This window comes from Pseudomonas sp. CIP-10 (assembly GCF_020911845.1).
GTDB lineage: Bacteria > Pseudomonadota > Gammaproteobacteria > Pseudomonadales > Pseudomonadaceae > Aquipseudomonas > Aquipseudomonas alloputida.
Map to the genome: position 1 here is coordinate 994,386 of NZ_CP087160.1, position 25,875 is coordinate 1,020,260.

Annotated in this window: 30 protein-coding genes, 1 tRNA gene and 1 pseudogene; 27 read left to right on the plus strand and 5 right to left on the minus strand. The window is 61.6% G+C overall.

Going from position 1 to position 25,875, the window contains the following annotated elements; translation table 11 throughout:
• Positions 1-61 precede the first annotated feature (61 nt).
• Genes LMH93_RS04450 through phnE form a run of 4 tightly spaced genes read left to right on the plus strand, consistent with a single transcriptional unit; the run spans position 62 to position 3,307 of the window.
• The gene (locus LMH93_RS04450) at positions 62-916 is read left to right on the plus strand and encodes a putative selenate ABC transporter substrate-binding protein (protein WP_012051233.1); all 855 of its coding nucleotides are present in this window, start codon (positions 62-64) and stop codon (positions 914-916) included.
• Complete coding sequence (locus tag LMH93_RS04455; RefSeq protein ID WP_230064866.1) at positions 913-1,722, plus strand: phosphonate ABC transporter ATP-binding protein; 810 nt, start codon at positions 913-915, stop codon at positions 1,720-1,722. The genes LMH93_RS04450 and LMH93_RS04455 overlap by 4 nt, the downstream gene beginning before the upstream one ends.
• Positions 1,716-2,543, plus strand: a complete 828-nt coding sequence (locus LMH93_RS04460; protein WP_004576350.1) for a PhnE/PtxC family ABC transporter permease — start codon at positions 1,716-1,718, stop codon at positions 2,541-2,543. Before LMH93_RS04455 ends, LMH93_RS04460 begins: the two co-directional genes overlap by 7 nt.
• Entirely contained in the window at positions 2,540-3,307 is a 768-nt protein-coding gene (gene phnE / locus LMH93_RS04465; protein WP_060546155.1) for a phosphonate ABC transporter, permease protein PhnE, read from the plus strand. The genes LMH93_RS04460 and phnE overlap by 4 nt, the downstream gene beginning before the upstream one ends.
• A 36-nt stretch (positions 3,308-3,343) precedes the next feature.
• On the opposite strand, the gene LMH93_RS04470 is transcribed toward phnE, so the two are convergent.
• On the minus strand, positions 3,344-4,237 hold the full coding sequence (locus tag LMH93_RS04470) for a bestrophin family protein (RefSeq protein WP_003248571.1): 894 nt from the start codon (positions 4,235-4,237) through the stop codon (positions 3,344-3,346).
• Between the two features lie 223 nt (positions 4,238-4,460).
• On the opposite strand from LMH93_RS04470, the pseudogene LMH93_RS04475 reads away from it, so the two are divergent.
• Together LMH93_RS04475 and LMH93_RS04480 are read left to right on the plus strand one after the other, a co-directional pair.
• Positions 4,461-4,753 (plus strand): annotated as a pseudogene (locus LMH93_RS04475) (type II toxin-antitoxin system RelE/ParE family toxin).
• Positions 4,750-5,046 (plus strand): addiction module antidote protein, encoded by a 297-nt coding sequence (locus LMH93_RS04480; RefSeq protein ID WP_102885857.1) that lies wholly within the window; start codon positions 4,750-4,752, stop codon positions 5,044-5,046. Before LMH93_RS04475 ends, LMH93_RS04480 begins: the two are co-directional and overlap by 4 nt.
• Before the next feature lie 10 nt (positions 5,047-5,056).
• Here the strand turns inward: LMH93_RS04480 and LMH93_RS04485 are convergent, their stop codons facing one another.
• The 3 genes from LMH93_RS04485 to LMH93_RS04495 form a co-directional block, all read right to left on the minus strand.
• Positions 5,057-5,536 carry a GNAT family N-acetyltransferase gene (locus LMH93_RS04485; protein WP_060538648.1) on the minus strand — a complete coding sequence of 160 codons (480 nt, stop codon included), beginning with the start codon at positions 5,534-5,536 and terminating at the stop codon, positions 5,057-5,059.
• A 170-nt stretch (positions 5,537-5,706) separates the two neighbouring features.
• Complete coding sequence (locus LMH93_RS04490; protein ID WP_060538649.1) at positions 5,707-6,354, minus strand: trypsin-like peptidase domain-containing protein; 648 nt, start codon at positions 6,352-6,354, stop codon at positions 5,707-5,709.
• A gap of 262 nt (positions 6,355-6,616) precedes the next feature.
• Positions 6,617-6,701: transfer RNA gene (locus LMH93_RS04495), tRNA-Leu, on the minus strand.
• A gap of 105 nt (positions 6,702-6,806) precedes the next feature.
• Between LMH93_RS04495 and queA the strand changes: the two genes are divergently transcribed.
• From queA to LMH93_RS04525, 6 genes are all read left to right on the plus strand, one after another.
• Positions 6,807-7,856 (plus strand): tRNA preQ1(34) S-adenosylmethionine ribosyltransferase-isomerase QueA, encoded by a 1,050-nt coding sequence (gene queA, locus LMH93_RS04500; protein ID WP_004576301.1) that lies wholly within the window; start codon positions 6,807-6,809, stop codon positions 7,854-7,856.
• Positions 7,857-7,870: 14 nt separating this feature from the next.
• Positions 7,871-8,986: a tRNA guanosine(34) transglycosylase Tgt gene (tgt, locus tag LMH93_RS04505; protein ID WP_003248558.1), complete on the plus strand. Its 1,116-nt coding sequence runs from the start codon at positions 7,871-7,873 to the stop codon at positions 8,984-8,986.
• A gap of 42 nt (positions 8,987-9,028) precedes the next feature.
• A complete protein-coding gene (yajC, locus tag LMH93_RS04510; RefSeq protein ID WP_003248556.1) occupies positions 9,029-9,364 on the plus strand; it encodes a preprotein translocase subunit YajC in 336 nt (111 codons plus the stop codon).
• 63 nt (positions 9,365-9,427) lie between these two features.
• A complete protein-coding gene (gene secD / locus LMH93_RS04515; RefSeq protein ID WP_003248555.1) occupies positions 9,428-11,290 on the plus strand; it encodes a protein translocase subunit SecD in 1,863 nt (620 codons plus the stop codon).
• Positions 11,291-11,300: 10 nt separating this feature from the next.
• Positions 11,301-12,209, plus strand: coding sequence for a protein translocase subunit SecF (gene secF, locus LMH93_RS04520; RefSeq protein WP_003248552.1), 909 nt, complete (start codon positions 11,301-11,303; stop codon positions 12,207-12,209).
• A 121-nt stretch (positions 12,210-12,330) separates the two neighbouring features.
• Positions 12,331-12,873 carry a glycine zipper 2TM domain-containing protein gene (locus LMH93_RS04525; protein ID WP_003248550.1) on the plus strand — a complete coding sequence of 181 codons (543 nt, stop codon included), beginning with the start codon at positions 12,331-12,333 and terminating at the stop codon, positions 12,871-12,873.
• A gap of 169 nt (positions 12,874-13,042) precedes the next feature.
• On the opposite strand, the gene suhB is transcribed toward LMH93_RS04525, so the two are convergent.
• Positions 13,043-13,861, minus strand: a complete 819-nt coding sequence (gene suhB / locus LMH93_RS04530) for a type III secretion system regulator SuhB (protein WP_003248548.1) — start codon at positions 13,859-13,861, stop codon at positions 13,043-13,045.
• Positions 13,862-14,012: 151 nt separating this feature from the next.
• Between suhB and trmJ the strand changes: the two genes are divergently transcribed.
• The 15 genes from trmJ (at position 14,013) to ispG (ending at position 25,854) form a co-directional block, all read left to right on the plus strand.
• Positions 14,013-14,768, plus strand: a complete 756-nt coding sequence (gene trmJ, locus LMH93_RS04535) for a tRNA (cytosine(32)/uridine(32)-2'-O)-methyltransferase TrmJ (RefSeq protein WP_004576300.1) — start codon at positions 14,013-14,015, stop codon at positions 14,766-14,768.
• 3 nt (positions 14,769-14,771) lie between these two features.
• Positions 14,772-15,557 carry a serine O-acetyltransferase gene (cysE, locus tag LMH93_RS04540; protein ID WP_003248544.1) on the plus strand — a complete coding sequence of 262 codons (786 nt, stop codon included), beginning with the start codon at positions 14,772-14,774 and terminating at the stop codon, positions 15,555-15,557.
• Between the two features lie 179 nt (positions 15,558-15,736).
• The gene (iscR, locus tag LMH93_RS04545) at positions 15,737-16,228 is read left to right on the plus strand and encodes a Fe-S cluster assembly transcriptional regulator IscR (protein WP_003248542.1); all 492 of its coding nucleotides are present in this window, start codon (positions 15,737-15,739) and stop codon (positions 16,226-16,228) included.
• Positions 16,229-16,273: 45 nt separating this feature from the next.
• Positions 16,274-17,488 carry an IscS subfamily cysteine desulfurase gene (locus LMH93_RS04550; RefSeq protein WP_003248541.1) on the plus strand — a complete coding sequence of 405 codons (1,215 nt, stop codon included), beginning with the start codon at positions 16,274-16,276 and terminating at the stop codon, positions 17,486-17,488.
• Between the two features lie 46 nt (positions 17,489-17,534).
• Positions 17,535-17,921 carry a Fe-S cluster assembly scaffold IscU gene (iscU, locus tag LMH93_RS04555; protein ID WP_003248539.1) on the plus strand — a complete coding sequence of 129 codons (387 nt, stop codon included), beginning with the start codon at positions 17,535-17,537 and terminating at the stop codon, positions 17,919-17,921.
• A gap of 28 nt (positions 17,922-17,949) precedes the next feature.
• Positions 17,950-18,273, plus strand: coding sequence for an iron-sulfur cluster assembly protein IscA (iscA, locus tag LMH93_RS04560; protein WP_003248536.1), 324 nt, complete (start codon positions 17,950-17,952; stop codon positions 18,271-18,273).
• A gap of 8 nt (positions 18,274-18,281) precedes the next feature.
• Positions 18,282-18,803: a co-chaperone HscB gene (gene hscB, locus LMH93_RS04565; RefSeq protein ID WP_003248535.1), complete on the plus strand. Its 522-nt coding sequence runs from the start codon at positions 18,282-18,284 to the stop codon at positions 18,801-18,803.
• 42 nt (positions 18,804-18,845) lie between these two features.
• Positions 18,846-20,708 carry a Fe-S protein assembly chaperone HscA gene (gene hscA, locus LMH93_RS04570; protein WP_003248532.1) on the plus strand — a complete coding sequence of 621 codons (1,863 nt, stop codon included), beginning with the start codon at positions 18,846-18,848 and terminating at the stop codon, positions 20,706-20,708.
• 3 nt (positions 20,709-20,711) lie between these two features.
• Positions 20,712-21,053: an ISC system 2Fe-2S type ferredoxin gene (fdx, locus tag LMH93_RS04575; RefSeq protein ID WP_012051250.1), complete on the plus strand. Its 342-nt coding sequence runs from the start codon at positions 20,712-20,714 to the stop codon at positions 21,051-21,053.
• A 10-nt stretch (positions 21,054-21,063) separates the two neighbouring features.
• Positions 21,064-21,264 carry a Fe-S cluster assembly protein IscX gene (gene iscX / locus LMH93_RS04580; protein WP_003248529.1) on the plus strand — a complete coding sequence of 67 codons (201 nt, stop codon included), beginning with the start codon at positions 21,064-21,066 and terminating at the stop codon, positions 21,262-21,264.
• Positions 21,265-21,352: 88 nt separating this feature from the next.
• Positions 21,353-21,778 (plus strand): nucleoside-diphosphate kinase, encoded by a 426-nt coding sequence (gene ndk / locus LMH93_RS04585; protein WP_102885855.1) that lies wholly within the window; start codon positions 21,353-21,355, stop codon positions 21,776-21,778.
• 28 nt (positions 21,779-21,806) lie between these two features.
• Complete coding sequence (rlmN, locus tag LMH93_RS04590; protein WP_003248524.1) at positions 21,807-22,952, plus strand: 23S rRNA (adenine(2503)-C(2))-methyltransferase RlmN; 1,146 nt, start codon at positions 21,807-21,809, stop codon at positions 22,950-22,952.
• A gap of 14 nt (positions 22,953-22,966) precedes the next feature.
• Complete coding sequence (gene pilW / locus LMH93_RS04595; RefSeq protein ID WP_003248522.1) at positions 22,967-23,728, plus strand: type IV pilus biogenesis/stability protein PilW; 762 nt, start codon at positions 22,967-22,969, stop codon at positions 23,726-23,728.
• The gene (locus LMH93_RS04600) at positions 23,725-24,741 is read left to right on the plus strand and encodes a RodZ domain-containing protein (RefSeq protein ID WP_230064867.1); all 1,017 of its coding nucleotides are present in this window, start codon (positions 23,725-23,727) and stop codon (positions 24,739-24,741) included. The genes pilW and LMH93_RS04600 overlap by 4 nt, the downstream gene beginning before the upstream one ends.
• A gap of 3 nt (positions 24,742-24,744) precedes the next feature.
• A complete protein-coding gene (gene ispG / locus LMH93_RS04605; RefSeq protein ID WP_003248517.1) occupies positions 24,745-25,854 on the plus strand; it encodes a flavodoxin-dependent (E)-4-hydroxy-3-methylbut-2-enyl-diphosphate synthase in 1,110 nt (369 codons plus the stop codon).
• Positions 25,855-25,875 lie beyond the last annotated feature (21 nt).

Below are 25,875 nucleotides of genomic sequence, written 5' to 3' on the forward strand. Positions count from 1 at the left end.
TATAATTCCCGGTGTCGGCAAATGTGTCGGCACTTCCCCGCTATTGAACCGGAGAACACCCATGCTCAACCGCCCCCTGGCGCTTGCCGCCGGCCTCGTGCTGTCTTGCTGTGCCGCTGTCGTTCAGGCCGCCGAAACCCTGCGTGTCAGCGCCATCCCCGACGAAGCGCCGACCGAGCTGCAGCGCAAGTTCAAGCCTTTGGGTGAATACCTGGCCAAGCAACTGGGCATGGAGGTGAAGTTCGTACCCGTGGCCGACTACCCGGCGGTGGTGGAGTCGCTGGCCGCAGACCGTCTCGACCTGGCCTGGCTGGGGGGCTTCACGTTCGTTCAGGTGCACCTGAAGGACCCGACCGCCACGCCACTGGTACAGCGTGAGCAGGACGCTCAGTTCACGTCCAAGTTCATCACCGCCAACCCCGACGTGAAAAGCCTGACCGACCTGAAGGGCAAGTCGTTTGCCTTCGGTTCCATTTCGTCCACCTCGGGCAGCCTGATGCCGCGTTACTTCATGCTCAAGCAGGACAATATCAAGCCTGAAGAGTACTTCAGCCGCGTGGCCTATTCTGGCGCCCATGATGCCACCGTGGCCTGGGTACAGGCTGGCAAGGTCGAGGGTGGCGTGCTGAACGCCAGCGTGTGGCAAAAGCTGGTGGATGCCGGCAAGGTCGACACCACCAAGGTGAAGGTGTTCGCCACCACCCCGACCTACTTCGACTACAACTGGACCGTGCGCGGCAACATGGACCCGGCGTTGAAACAGAAAATCAAGAAAGCCTTCCTGGACCTTGACCCGAGCAACCCGGAGCACAAGGCGATCCTGGACCTGCAGGCCGCCAGCCGCTTCATCGAGACCAAGCCTGAGAACTACAAGGGCACCGAACAAGCTGCACGCGAGGCCGGCCTGCTCAAGTGACAGCTTCGAATGCGGCAATCCATCTTCACGGTGCCAGCCTGCGCCATGGCCAGGTACGCGCGCTTGACGCGGTGAGCCTGCGGATCGCGCAGGGCGAGCGTGTCGCCATCATCGGGCCGTCGGGGGCGGGCAAGTCCAGCTTGCTGCACCTGATGGCCACGGCCGTTCAGCCCACCAGTGGGCGCCTGGAGTTGCTTGGCGAGCAGCCTTGGGCGCTGTCGGCAAGGGCACGCCAGCGACTGCGCGCGCAGGTTGGCCTGGTGCATCAGGCGCCGCCTTTGCCACCGCGTCAGCGGGTAGTGACCGCAGTGCTGGCGGGTCGCCTGGGGCAGTGGGGTACGCTGCGCGGCTTGCTCAACCTGCTGTACCCCAGCGATGTACCGGGGGCGCGCCAGGTGTTGGCCGAACTGGGCCTGGCCGACAAGCTGTTCGTGCAGTGTGGGCAGTTGTCCGGTGGCCAGTTGCAGCGGGTGGGCATTGCTCGGGCGTTGTACCAGCGCCCGCAGGTGCTGCTGACCGACGAACCGGTGTCGGCCATGGACCCGGTGTTGGCCGACCACAGCCTGGCCTTGCTCAATCGCCATGCCCAAGCGACTGGCGTGACGTTGGTGGCGAGCCTGCACGCCGTAGAGCTCGCGCTGGCGCATTTTCCGCGGGTGATTGGCATTCGGGAAGGGCAGGTTGTGTTCGACTGCCCGGCCGAAGCGGTCACCGAGCAACTGCTGGACGCGCTATACGCCAACGAACAACTGGCTCCGCCGCCCACCCAGGGGACGACCCTGACTGTGCAGATTCCGCGATGCTGAAGGCCGACGCCCGCGACCCGGCGCTGCTGCCGCGGTTGCTGCTGGCCCTGTTGGCGGTGGCAGTACTGTGGCCGGCTATCCAGACAAGCGAACTGAACCCCGGGGTGCTGTTGCAGGCGGACAACCGTCAGCAGATTGCCAGCTTTACCAGCGCCTTCTGGCCGCCGGCACATGATGCCGATTTTCTTGCACTGCTGTATGAAGCCACCTTGCAGACCCTGGCCGTGGCGACTGCCGGCATGGCGCTGGCGTTGTTGTTGGCGATCCCGGCTGGCTTGCTGGCCAGCCGTGCCTTGTCCTTGCGTGCTGCTTCACGCGGCGGGCGGGCCGGGTTGTGGTCGCGACTGTTGCGCCTGCCGGTGCGTGGGCTGCTGATTTTCCTGCGTAGCGTGCCGGAGATCGTCTGGGCGTTGCTGTTCGTGCGCGCCGTGGGGCTGGGGCCGACGGCGGGCGTACTGGCTATCGCCATCACCTACAGTGGCATGCTCGGCAAGGTCTATGCCGAAATCTTCGAGTCGGTCGACCAGCGCCCGGCGCATGCCTTGTTGCAGGCGGGCAGTGGCCGGCTGGCGGCGTTTTTCTACGGCATCCTGCCCAATGCTGCCTCCGAAGTGGTGTCGTACACCGTGTACCGCTGGGAGTGCGCGGTGCGGGCTTCGGTGGTGATGGGCTTTGTCGGTGCTGGCGGGCTGGGCCAGCAGATCGACCTGTCGATGCGCATGTTTGCGGGTGCGCAAGTAGCGAGCATGCTGTTGACGTTCTTGCTGCTGGTGATCCTGGCCGACCTGCTCAGCCGCCTGCTGCGCTGGAGGCTGGCATGAACCGGGTGATCAATTGGGTGTTGCTGAGCGCCATCGTGGCAGCGGTGGTGGCCTCGTTCGCGTATCTGGAGCTGGACCTGCACGCACTGGTCGGCAATGGCGGGCTGGGGCAGATGGGCGAGTACGCCGGGCGCTTCCTGCAGCCGGATCTGTCTGCCGGGCACCTCAAGGCGGTGTGGCGCGGGGCGCTGGAAACCCTGGCCATGTCTGGCATGGGCACCTTGTTGGCAATGGTAGTGGGGATGTTGCTGGCACTGCCGGCGGCGGGCCGCTTCGGTTGGCCGTTGCAAGGGGCCGCGCGTTTGCTGCTCAATGCCTTGCGTGCCATTCCTGAACTGGTGTGGGCAGCGCTGACTGTGCTGGCGGCTGGGCTGGGGCCGAATGCCGGTACCCTGGCTTTGGCGTTGCACACTGCTGGGGTGCTGGGGCGGTTGTTTGCCGAGGCGCTTGAGAACGCCCCGCCCGAGCCGGCGGCGGCGATCCGTTTGCAGGGGGGCAGCCAAGTGGCGGCGTTCTGCTTTGGTACCCTGCCCAACCTGTGGCCGCAGTTGCTGGCCTACAGCTTGTACCGCTGGGAGAACAACATCCGCATGGCCAGCGTGCTCGGGTTCGTCGGGGCGGGCGGGTTGGGGCAGATGCTGTACACCACCTTGAGCCTGTTCCAGGAGGCCCAGGCCAGCACGGTGATCATCGGTATGCTGGTGTTGGTGTTGCTGGTGGATGTGTCGAGTGATGTGTTGCGTCAGCGCTATGTGCGGGCCTGACGGAAAGCCCGGGCTGCAAAGCAGCCCTGACATCTCTCAGGCGTCTACAGCCTCGGCACACTGCGCCTCCCGCTGCATCGACTCCAGGTTACGCTCGATCGTCTCGCATATGGTATCCATCTGGATCTGATGCTCGCTGAACCTGAACGGGCTCTGCAAGTCCGTGCCGATCCGCTCGATGGCCAGCAACATGAACCCTACCACCGTCGACGCCAGCGGCGTGAACCAGCCCAACGACTCCACCAGCCCCACCGGCACGATCAGGCAGAACAGGGTGATGAACAGCCGTGGGAAATACACATAGGGGTAGGGCAATGGCGTATTGGCAATCCGCTCCATGCCGCCCTGGGCGTTAGACAGGTCTACCAGCGTCGACTCCAGCCGCGCCAGGCGAATGCTGTCCAGTCGCCCGGCCTGGTATTCCCGCGCCAGCAAGGCTGCCGAGCCGCCGAGAATGTCATTGGCGAAATTGTTCGAGCGGTTGCGCCGTTCGAACTCACCTGGCGGGATGAAGGCCATCAGCTCCTCCGGGCAGGGCTCACCTTTCAGGTGCGCCGCCAGGCAGTTCACATAGGCGATATGCCGGCGCAGCAGGGTGGCCTTGACCGGGTTCAAGCTGTCATCCGGGTCATCGATCAGCGTCAGCGTCTGCCGGGCGAAGCTGCGCGAACTGTTCACCAGCGCGCCCCACAGGGTGCGAGCCTCCCACCAGCGGTTGTAGGCGCTGCTGTTGCGAAAACTCACCAGCACCACCAAGGCTGAGCCCAGCAGGGTCAGCGGGATCAGTGGCAGGGTGAACTTGCTGTTCAAGAACAGCATGAAATCGATGGTGACCAGCACATCCCAGATCAGCAGCCAGAACAGCGACCAACCGATATAGCCGATGGTCTTCACCACCAGGCGGTACTTGCGGGCGATGACGTCTTTCACGCGGGGGTACCTCGAAACGCGGGGGATGCAGGATGGGACGCCAAGGCTCGTCGAAGGTTCGAGGGTTGAATGTTGCAAGGGATTTTGTAGCTGAAACGAAGGGAAAACTCCGACCAGCCTATCAGACGTGCCTGAATTCCTGATTCAGCTCAAAAACGACAGAGTGGGTCGCTTCAATCCTTGAAGGGGTGTATCCATAAGGATACGATTGGGTGACCACTTGATGTTTCTCGTTGAACAGACGGAAAGCTTTGCCGCTTGGCTATCGAGCTTGAGAGATTTGAGGGCCAGGCTGCGATAGGTCGTAGGCTGGAGCGAGCAGCGGCGGGCAATCTTGGTGACTTCAAGTGGCTTGGAGGCGGTATTGGTGAGCTTCGCATCGACGTAGCTGCCGGTTATCGCGTCTATTTCACGCAAAAGGGGCAGAGGTTGGTTTTACTGCTGGTCGGCGGCGACAAGTCCACCCAAGCCGCCGAGATCCTCAACGCCAGAAAGCTGCTGAAGGAGATGAAATGAGCAAAAAATTGATCCCGTTTGATATGGCAGCCTTGTTGAGCAGCGATGAGGCAATCAGTGAATACCTTAGCCAGGTGCTATCAAATGGCGATACCGAGGAAATCATTCGAGCACTTGGCCATATCGCTCGTGCACGGGGCATGACACATATTGCTACGGAGAGTGGGCTGGGTAGAGAAAGCCTGTACAAGGCGCTGAGCCCTGGCGCGAAGCCTCGTTTTGACACTGTATTGAGGGTCATTCGTGCTCTGGGGGTGGACCTTCTCGTTCAGCCACATGCAATGACCCGCTGATCCAGCTCGGTTAAGTCAATATTTGCTTCATCTGCACCAACGCTACCCGCGTGCCGTCCCACGCCTGCCGCTCCTCGATGCCGAACGGTGTGAAGCCCAGCTGTGGATAAAGCAGCAAGCCTGCGGTGTTGTGATTGAAGCATGACACCCAGACCTCCCGGGCGCTGTACTGCTGGCGGGCGAGGTCGATCATGGCCGTTACCAGATAACGCGCTACACCAAGGCCGCGGGCGCTGGGGGCCACCACTACGTTGCCCAGGGCACATAGGCCGCCATGTTCGGCTTTGTAGAAATTGGCGAAGGCCAGGACAGTGCCGTTACCTTCCACTACCGTGGAGCCGCTGCGTTGGGCTATGGCGTCGCTCAGCTGGTTGGGGGTGAGGGGGTAGGTGGCTTTGGGGAACATGTAGAACAGTTCGTCCGGGCTCTGCGGGAAGCTGCAGATAACGGGGATGTCTTCAGGCCGGATTGGGCGGTGGGTCAGGTGCATGGCAGGTCCTTCTCGCGTTGGCTGGCAGGGCCTCTTCGCGGGTAACCCCGCTCTCACAGGTACTGCACAAGGCTCAAATCCTGTGCAGGCCCTGTAGGAGCGGGTTTACCCGCGAAGAGGCCATCAGGCTCACATCATAGGCCGCTTTCCATCCAACACCGCGCCCCGATTCACGGCTTGGCGGCCACCGCCACGTAGCCTTTGACCGCAGCCGGCGCCCTCGGCTTGGCCTTGTGTGCCAACAGGTACTGATAGCGCCGCCATTCCTTGTCGATCTCGCTAAACGACATGAACACGCTGATGCGATCTTTACCGGCCAGGTCCGGGCGCTTGCCGGCGTCGATCTCGCTGGTGGGAATGATGGCGACGTTGATGCCTACCACCGTGCCGTCATCGGCGAACACTGGCCCGCCCGACATGCCCTTGGTGATCGGGCCGTCATGCACCGAGTAGAAAACACTGCCAGGCGTACCTTCAAGCCGTACCAGTGACGGCAGGGCATGGCCCTTGCCCTGCATCGGCATCATGAAACTGTTGAAGCCCACCGCCGTCACGGCTTCCCCTGGCACGTACTGGCGCCAGTGCGGCACGCTGCTGGCTTTGTGCTTGAAGAACACTACGTCACCGAGGCCCTCGTGGACCACGTTGCGCAGGAAGGGGGTGTGTTTGGCGGTTACAGCGTAATCCTCGTTCCACTGGATGGCGCTGGCCATCAGCAACATCGGCAGTGGGGCACCTGAGGTGACCACGAACGCCTGGTTGTAGACGGGATCTGAAACGTACGACGTTGGCACTCCATTGCACCCACTGAGCAGCATCATTGCCGCCATGCAGGGCGCGATTGTTTTCATGGGATACACAGTGCGTGGAGAAAAGGGAGCGCTACTATGGCTAAGTGCCATTACGCTAACAATACTTTCGGAATATATCTGACGAATGACAGCTTAAGTGCCAGTGCACAGCGCGGCCAATAGAATGCAGGTATGGGGGGAGGCGCGGGAGTCAGGGGGGCGGCGTCAATGACGGGCATAAATCGCAAGCAAAAAAAAACCGACCGTAAGGTCGGTTTTTTCCGGATTTTGGTGCCCCGAGGGAGACTCGAACTCCCACTCCTTTCGAAAACGGATTTTGAATCCGCCGCGTCTACCAATTCCGCCATCAGGGCGTGGCGCGCAGTATAAAGAGGTGCCGCTGGTCGGTCAATTGGCTTTCATGGTCAATTTTCACACATTGGGCTAAACTTCCCGGCCCTGCCGAACCGAACATCATCATGCGCGTCGCCGATTTTTCCTTCGAACTCCCTGATTCCCTGATCGCCCGCCACCCGTTGGCCGAGCGCCATGGCAGCCGTCTGCTGGTGCTCGATGGGCCTACCGGCGCGCTGGCGCACCGGCAATTCCCCGACTTGCTCGACTATCTGCGCCCCGGCGACTTGATGGTGTTCAACAACACCCGAGTGATCCCGGCGCGGTTGTTCGGCCAGAAAGCCTCCGGCGGCAAGCTGGAGGTACTGGTCGAACGCGTGCTCGACAGCCACCGGGTGCTGGCCCATGTGCGCGCCAGCAAGGCGCCCAAGGTAGGCGCGGTCATCCTCATCGATGGCGGTGGCGAGGCCGAAATGGTCGCGCGCCATGACACGCTGTTCGAACTTCGCTTCACCGAAGAGGTGCTGCCGTTGCTCGACCGTGTCGGCCACATGCCGCTGCCGCCCTATATCGACCGCCCGGACGAGGGCGCCGACCGTGAGCGCTACCAGACCGTGTACGCCCAGCGCGCCGGCGCGGTTGCCGCGCCTACCGCAGGCCTGCACTTCGACGAGGCGCTGCTGGAAAAGATCGCCGACAAGGGCGTCGAGCGCGCCTTCGTCACCCTGCATGTGGGCGCCGGCACCTTCCAGCCGGTGCGGGTCGACAAGATCGAAGACCACCACATGCATAAAGAGTGGCTCGAAGTGGGCCAGGATGTGGTCGATGCCATCGAGGCCTGCCGGGCCCGTGGTGGTCGGGTGATCGCGGTTGGCACCACCAGTGTGCGTTCGCTGGAAAGCGCCGCGCGTGATGGCGTGCTCAAGGCCTTCAGTGGCGACACCGACATCTTCATCTACCCGGGCCGGCCGTTCCATGTGGTCGATGCCCTGGTCACCAACTTCCATCTGCCGGAGTCCACGCTGCTGATGCTGGTCTCGGCTTTCGCCGGCTACCCCGAGACCATGGCTGCCTACGCAGCGGCGGTCGAGCATGGGTACCGCTTCTTCAGTTACGGTGATGCCATGTTCATCACCCGCAATCCGGCGCCACGCGGGCCCGAGGATCAAGCATGAGTCGCACCTGTCGAATGTCCTTCGAACTGCTGGCCACCGACGGCAAGGCCCGTCGGGGTCGCATCACCTTCCCACGTGGCACCGTGGAAACCCCGGCATTCATGCCAGTGGGGACCTATGGCACGGTCAAGGGCATGCTGCCACGCGACATCGAGGCCATCGGCGCCGAGATGATCCTCGGCAACACCTTCCACCTGTGGCTGCGTCCGGGCACCGAGGTGATCAAGAAGCACAACGGCCTGCACGATTTCATGCAGTGGAAAGGCCCGATTCTCACCGACTCCGGTGGTTTCCAGGTATTCAGCCTGGGTGCCATGCGCAAGATCAAGGAAGAGGGCGTGACCTTCGCTTCGCCGGTCGATGGTTCCAAGGTGTTCATGGGCCCGGAAGAGTCGATGCAGGTTCAGCGTGACCTGGGGTCGGACGTGGTAATGATCTTCGACGAGTGCACCCCGTACCCGGCCGAGCACGATGTGGCACGCACTTCCATGGAGCTGTCGCTGCGCTGGGCCCAGCGCTCGAAGAACGCCCATGCCGACAACACCGCAGCGTTGTTCGGCATTGTTCAGGGTGGCATGTACCAGGACCTGCGCATGCGCTCGCTGGAAGGCCTGGAAAACATCGGTTTCGACGGCCTGGCCATTGGCGGCCTGTCGGTGGGCGAGCCCAAGCACGAAATGATCAAGGTGCTGGATTACCTGCCGGACCAGATGCCTGCTGACAAACCTCGTTACCTTATGGGGGTAGGCAAACCGGAAGATCTCGTTGAGGGTGTGCGCCGCGGCGTCGACATGTTCGACTGCGTGATGCCGACGCGTAACGCGCGCAACGGTCATCTGTTCGTTGATACAGGGGTGATCAAGATCCGCAATGCGTTCCATCGTCACGATGAATCGCCGCTGGATCCGACCTGTGACTGCTATACCTGCACCAACTTCTCGCGCGCCTATCTCCATCATCTGGACAAATGCGGCGAAATGCTGAGCAGCATGCTGAATACCATCCACAACTTGCGCCATTATCAGCGCTTGATGGCCGGTTTACGCGAGGCTATTCAACAGGGTAAATTGGCCGCCTTTGTCGACGCCTTCTACGCCAAGCGCGGGCTTCCTGTACCGCCCTTGGACTGACTGTCCGCATCCATTATTAGAAAATTACATTAGGAGTGCCCAATGAGCTTCTTCATCCCCGCCGCATACGCGGACGCTGCAGCACCTGCCGCTGGCCCAGCCGGTACCGGCTTCGAGTGGATTTTCCTGGTCGGTTTCCTGGTCATCTTCTACCTGATGATCTGGCGCCCGCAGGCCAAGCGCGCGAAAGAGCAGAAGAACCTGCTGAGCAACTTGCAGAAAGGTGACGAAGTTGTCACCAACGGCGGCATCGCCGGCAAGATCGTCAAGGTTTCCGATGACTTCGTGGTGCTGGAAGTATCCGACACTGTCGAGCTGAAGTTCCAGAAGGGTGCCATTGCTGCCACCCTGCCAAAAGGTACGCTCAAGGCTATCTGAGTTACCGGTTTTATTTTCCAGTCGGGGCGCGCAACGCGCCCCGCGTCTTGAACGGGCGGCGTGATGCTGAACAAATATCCTCTGTGGAAATATGCACTGATCGTGCTGGTACTGGTGGTCGGTTTCATTTATTCCGCTCCCAACCTCTACCCGGATGACCCGGCGGTACAGATCAGCGGTGCCAGCTCGGCGCTGCAGGTGAATCAGGCCGACCTTGATCGCGTCAGCAAGGCGCTGGTCGATGCCAAGATCGCTGTCAAGGGCGCAAGCCTGGGTGAAAAGGGCAGCGGGCTGATCCGCCTGACCAATCAGGAAGACCAGCTGCCAGCCAAGGATGTAGTGCGCAAGGCACTGGGCGATGATTACGTCGTGGCCCTGAACCTGGCCCAGACTACCCCGCAATGGCTGCGCAACCTGGGCGCAAGCCCGATGAAACTGGGCCTGGACCTGTCTGGTGGTGTGCACTTCCTGCTGGAAGTGGACATGGACAAGGCCATGACTGCCCGCATGAAAGTCTACGAAGGCGAGGTCAAGACCTTGCTGCGCAAAGAGCGCGTCCGCTACCGCAGCCTGCCTCAGCAGGATGGCGGCATCATGCTGGGCTTCGCTGACGATGCCACCCGCGAACAGGCACGTGCCCTGATCCGCAAGAATTTCAATGATTTCGACCTGACCACCACCGACCGCAACGAGCTTGCGGTGCTGCGTCTGGCGCTGACCCAGGCGAAAGTCGCCGAGATCCGCGAATACTCGATCAAGCAGAACCTCACCACCGTGCGCAACCGCGTGAACGAGCTGGGTGTGGCAGAGCCTCTGGTACAGCGCCAGGGCGCCAACCGTATCGTGGTCGAGCTGCCAGGCGTGCAGGACACTGCCGAAGCCAAGCGTATCCTTGGTAAAACGGCCAACCTGGAGTTCCGCTTCGGTGCCGAACCGGGTGCATCCAAGGCCACTACCGAGGTGTTCGAGTTCCGTGATGGCGGCCGCTCCGCCGCAGTCGAGCGGGGCCTGATCATCACGGGTGACCAGGTTACCGACGCCCAGGCCAGCTTCGACGAGCATGGCCGCCCGCAGGTGAACATTCGCCTGGATGGCCACGGTGGCGAGCTGATGAGCCGTGCTACCCGTAGCAACGTCGGCCGTAGCATGGCGGTGATCTTCATCGAGCAGAAGCCGGTTACCCGCTACGTCAAGCAAACCGTCGGCGGCGTCGAGAAGGACGTTGCCGTACAAAGCTTCGTCGAAGAGAAAAAAATCATCAGCCTGGCGACCATCCAGTCGCCGCTTGGCAGCCAGTTCCGCATCACCGGTCTGAACGGCCAGGGCGAATCGTCCGAGTTGGCCCTGCTGCTGCGTGCTGGTGGTCTGGCCGCGCCGATGTACTTCGCTGAAGAACGTACCATTGGCCCAAGCCTGGGTGCTGACAACATCACCAAGGGTATCGATGCGTCGCTGTGGGGCATGCTGTTCGTCTCGCTGTTCATCATCGCCATCTACCGCGCCTTCGGTGTGCTGGCCACCATCGCCCTGGCGGGTAACATGGTGCTGCTGCTGGCGTTGATGTCGCTGCTGGGGGCGACCCTGACCCTGCCGGGTATTGCCGGCATCGTGTTGACCATGGGTATGGCGGTGGACGCCAACGTGCTGATCTTCTCGCGTATTCGCGAAGAGATTGCTGCTGGTATGTCGGTGCAGCGCGCTATCCACGAAGGCTTCAATCGCGCCTACTCGGCAATCGTCGACGCCAACCTGACCACCCTGTTGGTCGGCGGCATCCTGTTTGCCATGGGTACCGGCCCGGTCAAAGGCTTTGCGGTCACCATGTCCCTCGGGATTTTCACCTCGATGTTCACCGCCGTCATGGTGACCCGTGCATTGGTCAACCTGACCTGTGGCGGGCGTGACATCAAGAAGCTGTGGGTTTGAGGGAGCTGCGATGAAAACCATCAATTTCATGGGCGTGCGCAATGTCGCGTTCGCCGTCACCGTGCTCCTCACCGTGTTGGCGCTGTTCAGCTGGTGGCAAAAGGGCCTGAACTTCGGGCTGGACTTCACCGGGGGTACGCTGATCGAGCTGACCTACGAGCGTCCTGCCGACCTCAAGGCGGTGCGTGCCGAGCTGGTCAACTCCGGCTTCCACGAGGCGGTGGTGCAGAGCTTCGGCGCCACCACCGACCTGCTGGTGCGCATGCCGGGCGATGACCCGCAGTTGGGCAACAAGGTAGCTGCCGCGCTGCAGAAGGCAGGCGGTGACAACCCGGCCACGGTCAAGCGTGTCGAGTTCGTCGGCCCGCAGGTCGGTGAAGAGCTGCGCGACCAGGGCGGCATGGGCATGCTCCTGGCCCTGGGCGGTATCCTCATCTACCTGGCCTTCCGCTTCCAGTGGAAGTTCGCCGTGGGCGCGATCATCTCGCTGATCCACGACGTGGTGGTAACGCTGGGTATCCTGTCGTTCTTCCAGATCACCTTCGACCTGACGGTGCTGGCGGCGGTCCTGGCGATCATCGGTTACTCGCTGAACGACACCATTGTTGTGTTCGACCGGGTACGCGAGAACTTCCGCGTCATGCGCAAGGCCTCGCTGATCGAGAACATCAACATTTCCACCACCCAGACCCTGCTGCGTACCGTCGCCACTTCGGTTTCGACCTTGCTGGCCATTGCTGCGCTGCTGTTCTTCGGGGGTGACAACCTGTTCGGTTTCTCGCTCGCCCTGTTCATTGGTGTCATGGCCGGTACCTACTCGTCGATCTATATCGCCAACGTGGTGCTGATCTGGCTGAACCTGAACAGCGAAGACCTGATCCCGCCGACCAAGGCCGAGGGTGTGGATGATCGTCCGTAAGGGCTAGTCCATCACCGCCTGGCGGTGTAAAAGGCGCGAGTATTGAACTCGCGCCTTTTTTTTTGCTCCAAGGCTGGGAGAAGCGCGGGTTGATACCCGCTGGTACGATCAGGAGGTCCACGTGAATAAATCAATGCTGGTGGGTGCGGTACTGGGTGCTGTCGGTGTGACTGCCGGAGGTGCTGTCGCGACCTACAGCTTGGTCAACAAGGGGCCTGAGTATGCCCAGGTCACCGACGTGCAGCCGATCAAGCAACAGGTGAAAACCCCGCGTGAAGTGTGCAAGGACGTTACCGTTACGCGCCAGGCGCCGGTCAAGGACCAGCATCAGATCGCCGGCACCGTCGTGGGTGCGCTGGCCGGTGGCTTGCTGGGTAACCAGATTGGTGGTGGTACCGGCAAGAAGATTGCCACGGTGGCCGGTGCGGTCGGTGGTGGTTATGCCGGTAACAAGGTGCAGGAAGGCATGCAGGAGCGTGATACCTACACAACCACGCAAACTCGTTGCAACACGGTCAACGACATCAGCGAGAAGGTGGTGGGCTACAACGTGACCTATTCCATCGGTGATCAGGTAGGCAAGGTGAAGATGGATCGCGAGCCGGGATCGACCATTCCGCTGGACAAGAATGGCAAGTTGATCCTGAGCGAAGCGGGTCAGTAATTTGCGTGGTCTGTGCCGGCCTCTTCGCGGGTAAACCCGCTCCTACATGGAACGCATTGTCCCTGTAGGGGCGGGTTTACCCGCGAAGAGGCCGGCACAGGCCGCGCAAAACCACCAGGCACAAAAAAAGCACCTCGAGAGGTGCTTTTTGTTTGCCAGCAATCTGCGCTTAGCGCTTCATGCTTTCTGGCAGGTGCGGTTGGATGGCAGTCAGTACTGCCTTGAAGCACTTGATGTTGCCTGCAACGATGTGACCTTTGTCGAGGAAGTCGTGGCCACCGTTGAAGTCGCTCACCAGGCCACCGGCTTCCTGGATCAGCAGTACGCCAGCTGCCATGTCCCATTCGGACAGGCCCGACTCCCAGAAGGCGTCGAAGCGGCCAGCAGCCACGTAGGCCAGGTCCAGGCTGGCGGAGCCGGCGCGGCGGATGCCGGCGGTCTGGCCGGTCAAGGCGCGGAACATGCCCAGGTAGTTGTCCATGTCCGCCATCTGGCCGTCACGGAACGGGAAGCCGGTGCCCAGCAGGGCGCCTTCCAGGCTTGTGCGCGAGCTGACGCGCAGGCGGCGGCCATTGAGTTGGGCGCCACGGCCACGGCTGGCGGTGAATTCTTCCTGGCGAACCGGGTCGACGATCACGGCGTGCTCAAGGCGGCCGCGGTATTTGCAGGCGATGCTGACGGCGAAGTGCGGGATGCCGCGCAGGAAGTTGGTGGTGCCGTCCAGCGGATCGATGATCCACAGGTAATCTTTGCCTTCTTCGCCGCTGCCCGCGTGCAGGCCGGTTTCCTCGCCCTGGATGGAGTGGTTCGGGTAGGCCTTGCGCAGGGCGTTGACGATGCTCTGCTCGGCGGCGCGATCGACTTCGGAAACGTAGTCCTTGGCCTCTTTCTCATCGACCTTGATGCTATCCAGGCGTTCGATGGAGCGGAAAATCAGTTCACTGGCGCTGCGAGCGGCGCGCAGGGCGATATTCAGCATAGGCTGCATGGGCGGGTCACCTGGAGATGTTAAAGAAGAAAGCCGATCATTCTAGCAGAAAACTTTGGCGGCAGAAGTGTCACATTTGCTTTCATGGCGTTACGTCTGTCGGTTCTGTAAGATCGAAGGCCCTGATTCCTGCATCTGTGAGCACAACACCTTGCTGCAAAATATTCGTGTTGTTCTGGTCAATACCAGCCACCCCGGCAACATCGGCGGCGCTGCGCGTGCCATGAAAAACATGGGCTTGTCGCGTCTGGTGCTGGTGCAGCCGAAAGAATTCCCCGCCGTGGATGCCAGTGCCCGTGCTTCGGGCGCCGACGATGTGCTGGATAACGCCCAGGTGGTCGACAGCCTCGAACAGGCGCTGGTCGGCTGCAACCTGGTGATGGGCACCAGCGCCCGCGAGCGCAGCATTCCCTGGCCGTTGATCGGCCCGCGTGAATGCGGTGCCAAGGCGGTGGAGCATGCCAATGGCGGCGAGGAAATCGCCCTGGTGTTCGGGCGCGAGCACGCCGGCCTGACCAACGAAGAACTGCAGCGATGTCACTTCCACGTGCACATTCCCTCCAACCCCGACTTCAGCTCGCTGAACCTGGCGGCTGCCGTGCAGGTGCTCTCCTACGAGGTGCGCATGGCCTGGCTGGCTGCCGGTGAAGCACCGGGCAAAGTCGAGAAGGTTGACGCCGCTGAGCTGGCGACCATGGATGAAATGGAGCTGTTCTACGACCACCTGGAGAAAACCCTGGTGGGCATCGGCTTCCTCGACCCCGAAAAGCCCAAGCACCTGATGCCGCGCCTGCGCCGGCTGTATGGGCGGGTGGCGGTCGAGCGTTCGGAAATGAGCATTTTGCGCGGCATCCTCACCGAGACCCAGAAGGTGGTCCGGGGCGAGCCGCATAAACGGAAGGACTGACAGATGTTCGAACGTCTGCGTGAAGATATTCAAAGCGTATTCCACCGTGACCCGGCTGCACGCAATGCCTTCGAGGTGCTCACTTGCTACCCCGGCATGCATGCCATCTGGCTGCACCGCCTGGGCAATGCGCTGTGGAGGCGTGATTTCAAATGGTTGGCCCGGCTGGTGTCGAACTTCGGTCGCTGGCTGACCGGTATCGAAATCCACCCCGGCGCCACCATTGGCCGGCGCTTTTTCATCGACCACGGTATGGGCATCGTCATTGGCGAAACCGCCGAGATCGGTGATGACGTCACCCTGTACCAGGGGGTGACGCTCGGTGGCACCAGCTGGAACAAGGGCAAGCGCCACCCCACCTTGGAAAACGGCGTGGTGGTAGGGGCGGGTGCCAAGGTGTTGGGGCCTTTCACGGTCGGCGCCGGGGCCAAGATCGGTTCCAATGCGGTGGTTACCAAGGCGGTGCCGGCCGGGGCTACGGCGGTAGGCATTCCGGGGCGGATCATCGTCAAGAGCGAGGACACCGAAGTCGAAGCCAAGCGTAAGGCAATGGCCGAGAAGATCGGCTTTGACGCCTATGGTGTCAGTGGCGACATGCCCGATCCGGTGGCGCGGGCCATCGGCCAGATGCTCGATCATCTGCAGGCCGTCGACGAACGGTTGGAGGGTATGTGTGGCGCGCTGACCAAGATGGGCAGTGACTATTGCGCCAAGGAACTGCCGGCCTTGCCGGAGGACGACTTCACCGAGGTTACCCAGGTGGCCCAGCGCGACACTCAGCCGCATTGATCGCGCCGCACTGAAGTCATGGTGGCATGTGGGGCGTGTGCTCGCGCCCCTCGTCTGCTACAATCGCGCCCGCCTCCCTGATGCAAACCCGACTAAAGCAGTAGGTCTAATAGTTGACTTAAATGCTCGGGAATCGCATACTCGCACACATCCTGAAACTCCCGTGGTACCCAATAGCCATGCGACTGACTACCAAAGGCCGATACGCCGTGACCGCCATGCTCGACTTGGCGTTGCACGCGAAGCATGGGCCGGTGTCTTTGGCCGATATTTCCGAGCGCCAGGGCATTTCCCTCTCTTATCTGGAGCAGCTGTTCGCCAAGCTGCGTCGCAGCAGCCTGGTTTCCAGTGTGCGCGGTCCAGGCGGCGGCTACCAGCTGTCGCGGGGCATGGAAACCATCCAGGTGGCCCAGGTTATCGACGCGGTCAACGAATCGGTCGATGCCACCCGTTGCCAGGGGCTCGGGGACTGCCATGCCGGTGATACCTGCCTGACCCACCACCTGTGGTGCGACCTCAGCCAGCAGATCCATGAATTCCTCAGCGGCATAAGCCTGGCCGACCTCGTCAAGCGCCGTGATGTGCAGGAAGTCGCCCAGCGCCAGGACCTGCGCCGTGTCGCAGGACGAACCGCCCAGCTGGACAAGATTGAGACGTCTGCCGTCGATTGACCCCCTGGGACGACGAGCGACGCCACCGCCTGATAGGAGAGACAAATGAAGTTGCCGATCTACCTTGATTACTCTGCGACCACTCCGGTCGACCCACGCGTGGCCCAGAAGATGGCCGACTGCCTGCTGGTCGACGGGAACTTCGGTAACCCGGCCTCGCGCTCCCACGTCTTTGGCTGGAAGGCCGAAGAAGCGGTGGAGAACGGTCGTCGCCAGGTTGCCGAGCTGATCAACGCCGATCCGCGCGAAATCGTCTGGACCAGCGGTGCCACCGAGTCCGACAACCTCGCGCTCAAAGGTGTCGCGCACTTCTATCAGACCAAGGGCAAGCACATCATTACCTCCAAGATCGAGCACAAGGCGGTCCTGGATACCGCTCGCCAGCTGGAGCGCGAAGGTTTTGAAGTCACTTACCTGGAGCCAGGCGAAGACGGCATCGTTACCCCGGCCATGGTAGAAGCGGTGCTGCGCGACGACACCATCCTGGTCTCGCTGATGCATGTGAACAACGAAGTCGGCTCGATCAACGACATTGCTGCCATCGGTGAACTGACCCGTTCGCGCGGCGTATTGTTCCATGTCGACGCCGCCCAATCGGCCGGCAAGGTCGAAATCGACCTGCAAAAGCTGAAAGTCGACCTGATGTCGTTCTCGGCGCACAAGGTCTATGGCCCGAAAGGCATCGGCGCGCTGTACGTCAGCCGCAAGCCGCGTGTACGTCTTGAAGCCATCATTCACGGCGGCGGTCATGAGCGCGGCATGCGTTCGGGCACCCTGCCGACCCACCAGATCGTCGGCATGGGCGAAGCCTTCGCCATTGCCAAGCAGGAAATGGTTGCAGAAAACGCACGCATCAAGGCCCTGAGCGACCGCTTCTTCAAGCAGGTCTCAAACCTTGAAGAGCTGTACGTCAATGGCAGCCAGACAGCACGTGTACCGCACAACCTGAACCTGAGCTTCAACTACGTCGAAGGCGAATCGCTGCTGATGTCGCTGAAAGACATCGCCGTATCGTCCGGTTCGGCCTGTACCTCCGCGTCGCTCGAGCCGTCCTACGTACTGCGTGCTCTGGGCCGCAACGACGAGCTGGCGCACAGCTCGATCCGCTTCTCCTTCGGCCGTTTCACCACCGAAGAAGAAGTCGACTACGCCGCGCAGAAAGTCTGCGAGGCCGTCAACAAACTGCGTGAGCTGTCGCCGCTGTGGGATATGTACAAAGACGGCGTTGACATCTCCAAGATCGAGTGGGCCGCCCACTAAGCAGTCGCCGGCAAGAGCGGCTCCCTGATGAGGAAGGAATTGCACCATGGCATACAGTGAAAAGGTCATCGACCACTACGAAAACCCGCGCAACGTCGGCAAGATGAATGCCGAAGACCCGGATGTCGGCACCGGCATGGTCGGCGCCCCGGCCTGCGGTGACGTGATGCGCCTGCAGATCAAGGTCAACGAGCAGGGCGTTATCGAAGACGCCAAGTTCAAGACCTACGGCTGCGGTTCGGCCATCGCGTCCAGTTCCCTCGCCACCGAGTGGATGAAGGGCAAGACCCTGGACGAGGCCGAAACCATCAAGAATACCCAACTGGCCGAAGAGCTGGCGTTGCCGCCGGTCAAGATTCACTGCTCGGTACTCGCCGAAGATGCCATCAAGGCAGCCGTACGCGACTACAAGCAGAAGAAAGGCTTGATCTAAGTCGCCTGTTGCAAGGTAAGGAGTTCTGATGGCTATCAGCATGACAGAAGCCGCCGCCAACCACATTCGCCGCTCCCTCGACGGGCGCGGCAAAGGTGAGGGCATTCGCCTGGGCGTGCGCACCACCGGTTGCTCGGGTCTGGCCTACGTGCTGGAATTCGTCGACGAACTGGCGGACGAAGACCAGGTGTTCGAAAACCATGGCGTCAAGGTGATCATCGATCCCAAGAGCCTGGTCTACCTCGATGGCACCGAACTGGATTTCGTCAAGGAAGGGTTGAACGAAGGCTTCAAGTTCAACAACCCCAACGTGCGCGGTGAGTGTGGCTGCGGCGAAAGCTTCAACGTTTGAGGCTGGCTGTGGGTACTCCTTGTCATTACGCATTGTTTGACCTCCAGCCAAGCTTCCGTCTGGATCTCGACAAGCTGGCCACTCGCTATCGCGAGCTGGCCCGCGAAGTCCATCCCGACCGCTTTGCCGACGCCTCCGAGCGTGAGCAGCGGGTAGCGCTGGAAAAGTCCGCAGCACTCAACGACGCCTACCAGACCCTGCGCAGTGCGCCGCGGCGCGCCCGCTATCTGCTGGCCATCAGCGGCCATGAAGTGCCTCAGGAAGTCACGGTCCACGACCCTGACTTCCTGTTGCAGCAGATGCAGTGGCGTGAAGAGCTCGAGGAGTTACAGGACGAAGCCGACCTTGATGGTGTCGGCGTGTTCAAGAAGCGCCTCAAGGCTGCCCAGGACACGCTGAACGAGGACTTTGCCGCCTGCTGGGATGCCCCAGGCGAGCGCGACAAGGCCGAGCGCCTGATGCGCCGCATGCAGTTCCTCGACAAGCTCGCCCAAGAAGTGCGCCAACTGGAAGAGCGCCTCGACGATTAACCCGGTGTTGCCCGTGATGACACCTAAGGTATTCAGATAAGCATGGCCCTACTGCAGATTGCCGAACCCGGTCAAAGCCCTCAGCCTCACCAGCGCCGCCTGGCGGTGGGGATCGACCTGGGTACCACCAACTCTCTGGTCGCTGCACTGCGTAGCGGCCGCAGCGAGCCCCTGCCCGACGCGCAGGGCAACGTCATTCTGCCGTCCGCGGTGCGCTACCTCGACGGGCGTATCGAAGTGGGGCAGGCTGCGCGTGACGCCGCCTCAAGCGACCCGCTGAACACTGTTCTGTCGGTCAAGCGCCTGATGGGGCGCGGCCTGGCCGACGTCAAGCAACTGGGCGAGCAACTGCCATACCGCTTTGTGGGTGGTGAGTCGCACATGCCGTTCATCGACACCGTGCAGGGGCCGAAAAGCCCGGTGGAAGTGTCTGCCGACATCCTGAAGGTGTTGCGCGAACGTGCCGAAGCTACCTTGGGTGGCGAGCTGGTAGGCGCGGTGATCACCGTGCCGGCCTATTTCGATGACGCCCAGCGTCAGGCTACCAAAGATGCTGCGCGTCTGGCCGGCCTGAACGTGCTGCGCCTGCTCAACGAACCGACTGCGGCCGCCGTAGCCTACGGCCTGGACCAGAACGCCGAAGGCGTGGTGGCCATCTATGATCTGGGCGGCGGTACTTTCGATATTTCCATCCTGCGCCTGACCGCTGGCGTATTCGAAGTGCTGGCCACCGGGGGTGATACCGCCCTTGGGGGGGATGACTTCGATCACACTATTGCCGGCTGGATCATCGAACAGGCGGGTTTGTCGTCTGACCTCGACCCGGCTACCCAGCGCGCGCTGCTGCAAACCGCTTGCGCCGCCAAGGAGGCCCTGACCGACGCTGACGTGGTCAACGTCAGCCACGGTGCCTGGCACGGTGAGCTGACCCGCAGCGCCTTCGAAGCCATGATCGAACCATTGGTTGCCCGCAGCCTGAAGGCTTGCCGCCGTGCGGTGCGCGACAGTGGTGTTGAGCTGGAAGAGGTCAGCGCCGTAGTCATGGTCGGTGGTTCTACCCGCGTGCCGCGTGTGCGTGAGGCCGTCGGTGCACTGTTCGGGCGCACCCCGCTGACCTCGATCGACCCAGACCAGGTGGTCGCCATCGGTGCCGCCATCCAGGCTGACACCTTGGCCGGCAACCGCCGCGAAGGTGGCGAGCTGCTGCTGCTCGATGTCATCCCGCTGTCGCTTGGTCTTGAGACCATGGGCGGGCTGATGGAGAAGGTGATCCCGCGTAACACCACCATTCCGGTGGCGCGCGCTCAGGAATTCACCACGTACAAAGACGGCCAGTCGGCCATGATGATCCACGTCCTGCAGGGCGAGCGCGAGCTGATCAGTGACTGCCGTTCGCTGGCCCGTTTCGAGCTGCGCGGTATTCCGGCCATGGTTGCCGGTGCTGCGAAAATCCGCGTTACCTTCCAGGTGGATGCCGATGGCCTGCTCAGCGTCGCTGCCCGCGAGCTGGGTTCGGGCGTTGAAGCCAGCATTCAGGTCAAGCCGTCCTACGGCCTGACCGACGGCGAAATCGCCCGCATGCTCAAGGACTCCTTCGAAAACGCCGGTTCCGACAAGCACGCCCGCCAGTTGCGTGAGCATCAGGTAGATGGCGAGCGGCTGCTCGAGGCGGTACAGGGCGCCCTGGACGCCGACGGCGAGCGCCTGCTCAGCAGTGACGAGCGCGACGCCATCGAATTCCAGATGCAAGAACTACGTGATTTGCTGGCCGGCACCGATGGCGCAGCCATCGAGCAACAGACCAAGCGTCTGTCGCAGGTGACCGATGCATTTGCCGCCCGTCGCCTTGATTCGACGGTCAAAGCCGCACTGGCCGGGCGCAACCTGAATGAGATCGAGGAGTAATCGATGCCGCTGGTGACATTCCTGCCGCATGAGAAGTTCTGCCCCGAGGGGCTGACCGTGGAGGTGGAGCCTGGGACCAACATCCTGGAGTTGGCCCACGACCACCACATCGAGATGGAAAGCGCTTGCGGCGGCGTCAAGGCCTGTACCACTTGCCACTGCATCGTGCGCAAGGGCTTCGATTCGCTCGAAGAGGCTGATGAGCTGGAAGAGGACATGCTGGACAAAGCCTGGGGCCTGGAAGCGCAATCGCGCCTTGGTTGCCAGGTTTTCGTCGCTGACGAAGACCTGACCATCGAGATCCCCAAGTATTCGCTCAACCATGCTGCCGAAGCACCGCACTGAGGGCCTGTACATGAGTCTGAAATGGGTTGATGTACTTGAGATCGCAATCCAGCTTGCAGAAAGCAAGCCTGAGGTCGATCCTCGTTATGTGAATTTCGTGGACCTGCACCGCTGGGTGCTGGCGTTGCCTGAGTTCAGCGACGATCCGTCACGCGGCGGTGAGAAAGTGCTCGAGGCAATCCAGGCCGCCTGGATCGACGAAGCCGACTAAGCGTCACTTGCAGGTTAGGCAATCCCCCGGAACCCGCGTATAATTCGCGGGTTTAATTTTTCGTAACACTCATATTCTGGAGTTTTCCATGGCTGTTCAACGTACTTTCTCCATCATCAAGCCTGACGCAGTTGCCAAAAACGTCATCGGCAAGATCACCACTCGCTTCGAAGACGCCGGCCTGAAAATCGTTGCCTCGAAAATGAAGCAACTGTCCAAAGCCGAGGCCGAAGGCTTCTACGCTGAGCACAGCGAGCGCGGCTTCTTCGCTGACCTGGTTGCCTTCATGACTTCCGGTCCGGTCGTTGTCCAGGTTCTGGAAGGCGAGAACGCCATTGCCAAGAACCGTGAGCTGATGGGTGCTACCAACCCTAAAGAAGCTGCTGCCGGCACCATCCGCGCTGACTTCGCCGAGTCGATCGACGCCAACGCCGTTCACGGTTCGGACTCCGAAGCTGCTGCTGCTCGCGAAATCGCTTACTTCTTCGCTGCTACCGAGGTAACCACTCGCTAAGCGAAAGCTTACGGGTGAGGGTGAATCCATGACGACATCTACTGGCAAAATCAACCTGTTGGGTCTGACCCAGCCGGAAATGGAACAATTCTTCGACTCTATCGGGGAGAAGCGCTTCCGTGCCGGCCAGGTGATGAAATGGATTCACCATTTTGGCGTGTCCGACTTTGCGGCCATGACCAACGTAGGCAAGGTCTTGCGCGAAAAGCTCGAGGCCGTTGCCGAAATACGCCCACCGGAAGTGGTCAGTGAAGACATTTCCGCCGACGGCACCCGTAAATGGGTGATCCGCGTTGCCTCCGGCAGCTGCGTCGAGACCGTCTATATTCCAACCGACGACCGTGGCACCCTGTGCGTATCGTCGCAAGCCGGCTGTGCCCTGGACTGCAGCTTCTGCTCCACCGGCAAGCAAGGCTTCAACAGCAACCTCACTGCCGCCGAAGTGATCGGCCAGGTGTGGCTTGCCAACAAATCCTTCGGGACCGTTCCTGCCAAAGTCGACCGCGCGATTACCAACGTGGTCATGATGGGCATGGGCGAGCCCTTGCTGAACTTCGACAACGTCATTGCCGCCATGAAAATCATGATGGATGACCTTGGCTATGGCATTTCCAAGCGCCGTGTCACCTTGTCCACCTCGGGCGTGGTGCCGATGATCGACGAACTCGCCAAGCACATCGACGTGTCGCTGGCCCTGTCGCTGCATGCGCCGAACGACGAACTGCGCAACAAGCTGGTACCGATCAACAAGAAGTACCCGCTGAAGATGCTGCTGGAATCGTGCATGGGCTACATGTCCACCTTGGGCGGCAAGCGCGTGCTCACCGTCGAGTACACCCTGCTCAAGGACGTCAACGACCAGCCCGAGCATGCCGCGCAGATGATCGAACTGTTGCGCGATGTACCCTGCAAGATCAACCTGATCCCGTTCAACCCGTTCCCGCATTCGGGCTACGAGCGACCGAGCAACAACGCCATTCGTCGCTTCCAGGATCTACTGCACCACGGCGGCTTCAACGTCACCACCCGTACCACGCGCGGCGACGACATCGACGCTGCCTGTGGCCAGCTGGTGGGCCAGGTCAATGACCGTACTCGCCGCAGTGAGCGCTACATCGCTGTTCGCCAGCTTTCTGCGGACGTCGAACTGCCAGACAGCGCCGCCAGCCACTGACAGGTACCTTGCCCATGAGCCTGCGCGCCGCGCTGTCGATCCTTGCGCTTTCGCTGCTGGCCGGCTGCGTGTCGGGCGGCGCGAGCGACCCCTTGGCCAGCCGCCAGGGCAGGGTGGAGGCGGGGCGGGCTTATGTGCAGCTTGGCTTGGGTTATTTGCAACAAGGGTTGACCGAACAGGCCAAGGCGCCGCTTGGAAAGGCCCTGGCGCTGAATGACCAGGATGTCGATGCGCACGCCGCCCTGGCAGTAGTGTTTCAAGCCGAAGGCGAGCCGGCGCTGGCCGAAGCACACTTTCGCAAGGCCTTGCTGATAAGCCGCGGTGACACGCGAATTCGCAACAATTACGGCAGTTTCCTTTATGCTCAGGGGCGATTTGCCGAAGCCAAGCAGATGTTTCGCCAGGCCAGTGCCGATACCCTGTATCCTGAGCGCTCACGCGTGTACGAAAATCTGGGCCTGACCGTCCTGAAGCTCGAACGCCGCGATCAGGCGCACGCGTATTTGTTGAAAGCGTTACAACTCAACCCGCGGCAACCAAAAGCGTTGCTGGAAATGGCTGAGTTGTCCTACGAAAACAGGCATTATGTGCCGGCCCGGGACTACTACGATCGTTTCAGCCAGTTGAGCGACCACGACGCCCGTAGCCTGCTGCTGGGCAGCCGCCTTGCCAGGGTGTTCGACGAGCAGGGCGCACTGGCCGAATTGGGCCAGCAATTACAACGACTTTATCCCGGTACGCCGGAATACCAGCAATACCTGTCGGAGCAACGATGAACGCCGCGCACCCCGAAGTAGCAGTAGCGCCTGGCCAGAACCCCGGTGAGCTTTTGCGCCTGGCCCGTGAGAAACGGGACTGGTCTCAAGCCGAGGTGGCCCGCAAGCTCAACCTCACTGTCAGTTCGTTGAACCACGTGGAAACCGGCGCCTTCGACAAGCTGCCCGGGCATACTTTCGCTCGTGGCTACATTCGTGCCTACGCCAAGCTGATGGACCTCGACCAGGCCGCCCTGGTAGACGCCTTCGACCGTTACACCGGTACCCACGCCAAAGGCAGCGACGTGCATTCGCTGGGCCGTATCGAAGAGCCTGTGCGTCTGTCGCACAACATCCTGCGCGGCGTCAGCCTGCTGTTGCTGGTGGCTGTGGTCGGTGGTGGCTTTTTCTGGTGGCAGGACCAGGGCAGCCTGCGGGGCAAGGACCTGGCCAAGATTGCCCTGGAGCATGTCGAGGTCGAAAGCGCCGACGGCACCACACAGATTCACCCGCTCGATGAGCCTGAAGACCAGGCCGTTTCCGCTGGCCAGCAAGCTGAAAGTGCGCCGCTGGCGCTGGAGCAGGGCAGTGCCGAGCAGCCTGCTGCCGCTGAACAAGCACCGGTAAGCTCTGAGGCCGCCATTGCCGCAGCGCCTGCTCCAGCACAGCAAGCGCCGGTGCAACCCGCCCCTGCTGCTTCGCCTGCACCGGTTACGCCTCCGGTACAGGCCACTGCTGCACCTGCACCGGCACCGGCCGTGGCGGCCACCGAGCCTGCCGCAGTGCCAGCTGGCAGCGCCAAGGTCGCCATCCAGTTCACCGCCGATTGCTGGACCCAGGTCAGCGACGGCAACGGCAAGGTGCTGTTCAGCGCCATCAAGCGCAAGGGGGACAACCTCGAGCTGACCGGCAAGCCGCCATTCGCGGTACGCCTGGGCTTTGCCCGGGGCGCCCAGGTCAGCTACAACGGCCAGGCCGTCGATGTTGCCCCATTCACCAGTGGCGAGACTGCTCGCCTGAAGTTGGGACAGTAAGTCATGCACGGCGAATCTCCGATCAAACGTCGCGAATCCCGCAAAATCTGGGTTGGCAATGTGCCGGTGGGTGGTGATGCGCCCATCGCGGTGCAGAGTATGACCAACACCGACACCAACGATGTCGCTGCTACCGTGGCGCAAATCCAGCGACTGGTCGATGCCGGCGTGGACATCGTGCGTGTCTCGGTGCCGGACATGGACGCCGCCGAAGCGTTTGGCAAGATCAAGCAACGGGTCAGCGTGCCGCTGGTCGCCGACATCCATTTCGACTACAAGATTGCCCTGCGCGTTGCCGAACTGGGCGTTGATTGCCTGCGGATCAACCCGGGCAACATCGGCCGTGAAGACCGTGTGCGCGCTGTGGTCGATGCCGCCCGCGATCGCGGCATTCCGATTCGTATCGGGGTCAACGCCGGTTCGCTGGAAAAAGACCTGCAGAAGAAGTATGGCGAACCGACCCCGGCCGCACTGGTCGAGTCGGCCCTGCGCCACGTCGAGCATCTCGATCGCCTGGATTTCCAGGACTTCAAGGTCAGCGTCAAGGCCTCGGACGTGTTCATGGCTGTCGAAGCCTACCGTCTGCTGGCCAAGCAGATCGTACAACCGCTGCACCTGGGCATCACTGAAGCCGGTGGCCTGCGTTCGGGGACGGTGAAGTCCGCCGTCGGCCTCGGTATGCTGCTGGCCGAGGGTATTGGCGATACCATTCGCATCTCGCTGGCGGCCGACCCGGTCGAAGAAGTGAAAGTCGGCTACGACATCCTCAAGTCGCTGCATCTGCGTTCGCGTGGCATCAACTTCATCGCCTGCCCGAGCTGCTCGCGGCAGAACTTCGATGTGGTCAAGACCATGAACGAGCTGGAAGGGCGTCTGGAAGACCTGCTGGTGCCGCTGGATGTGGCGGTGATCGGTTGCGTGGTCAACGGCCCGGGTGAAGCCAAGGAGGCCCATGTCGGGTTGACCGGTGGCACGCCGAACCTGATCTACATCGACGGCAAGCCTGCGCAGAAACTGACCAATGACAACCTGGTCGATGAGCTGGAAAAGCTCATCCGCCAGAAAGCGGCCGAAAAGGCCGAAGCTGACGCGGCGCTGATCGTCCGTGGCTGACACACCGAATTCGTAAGGACT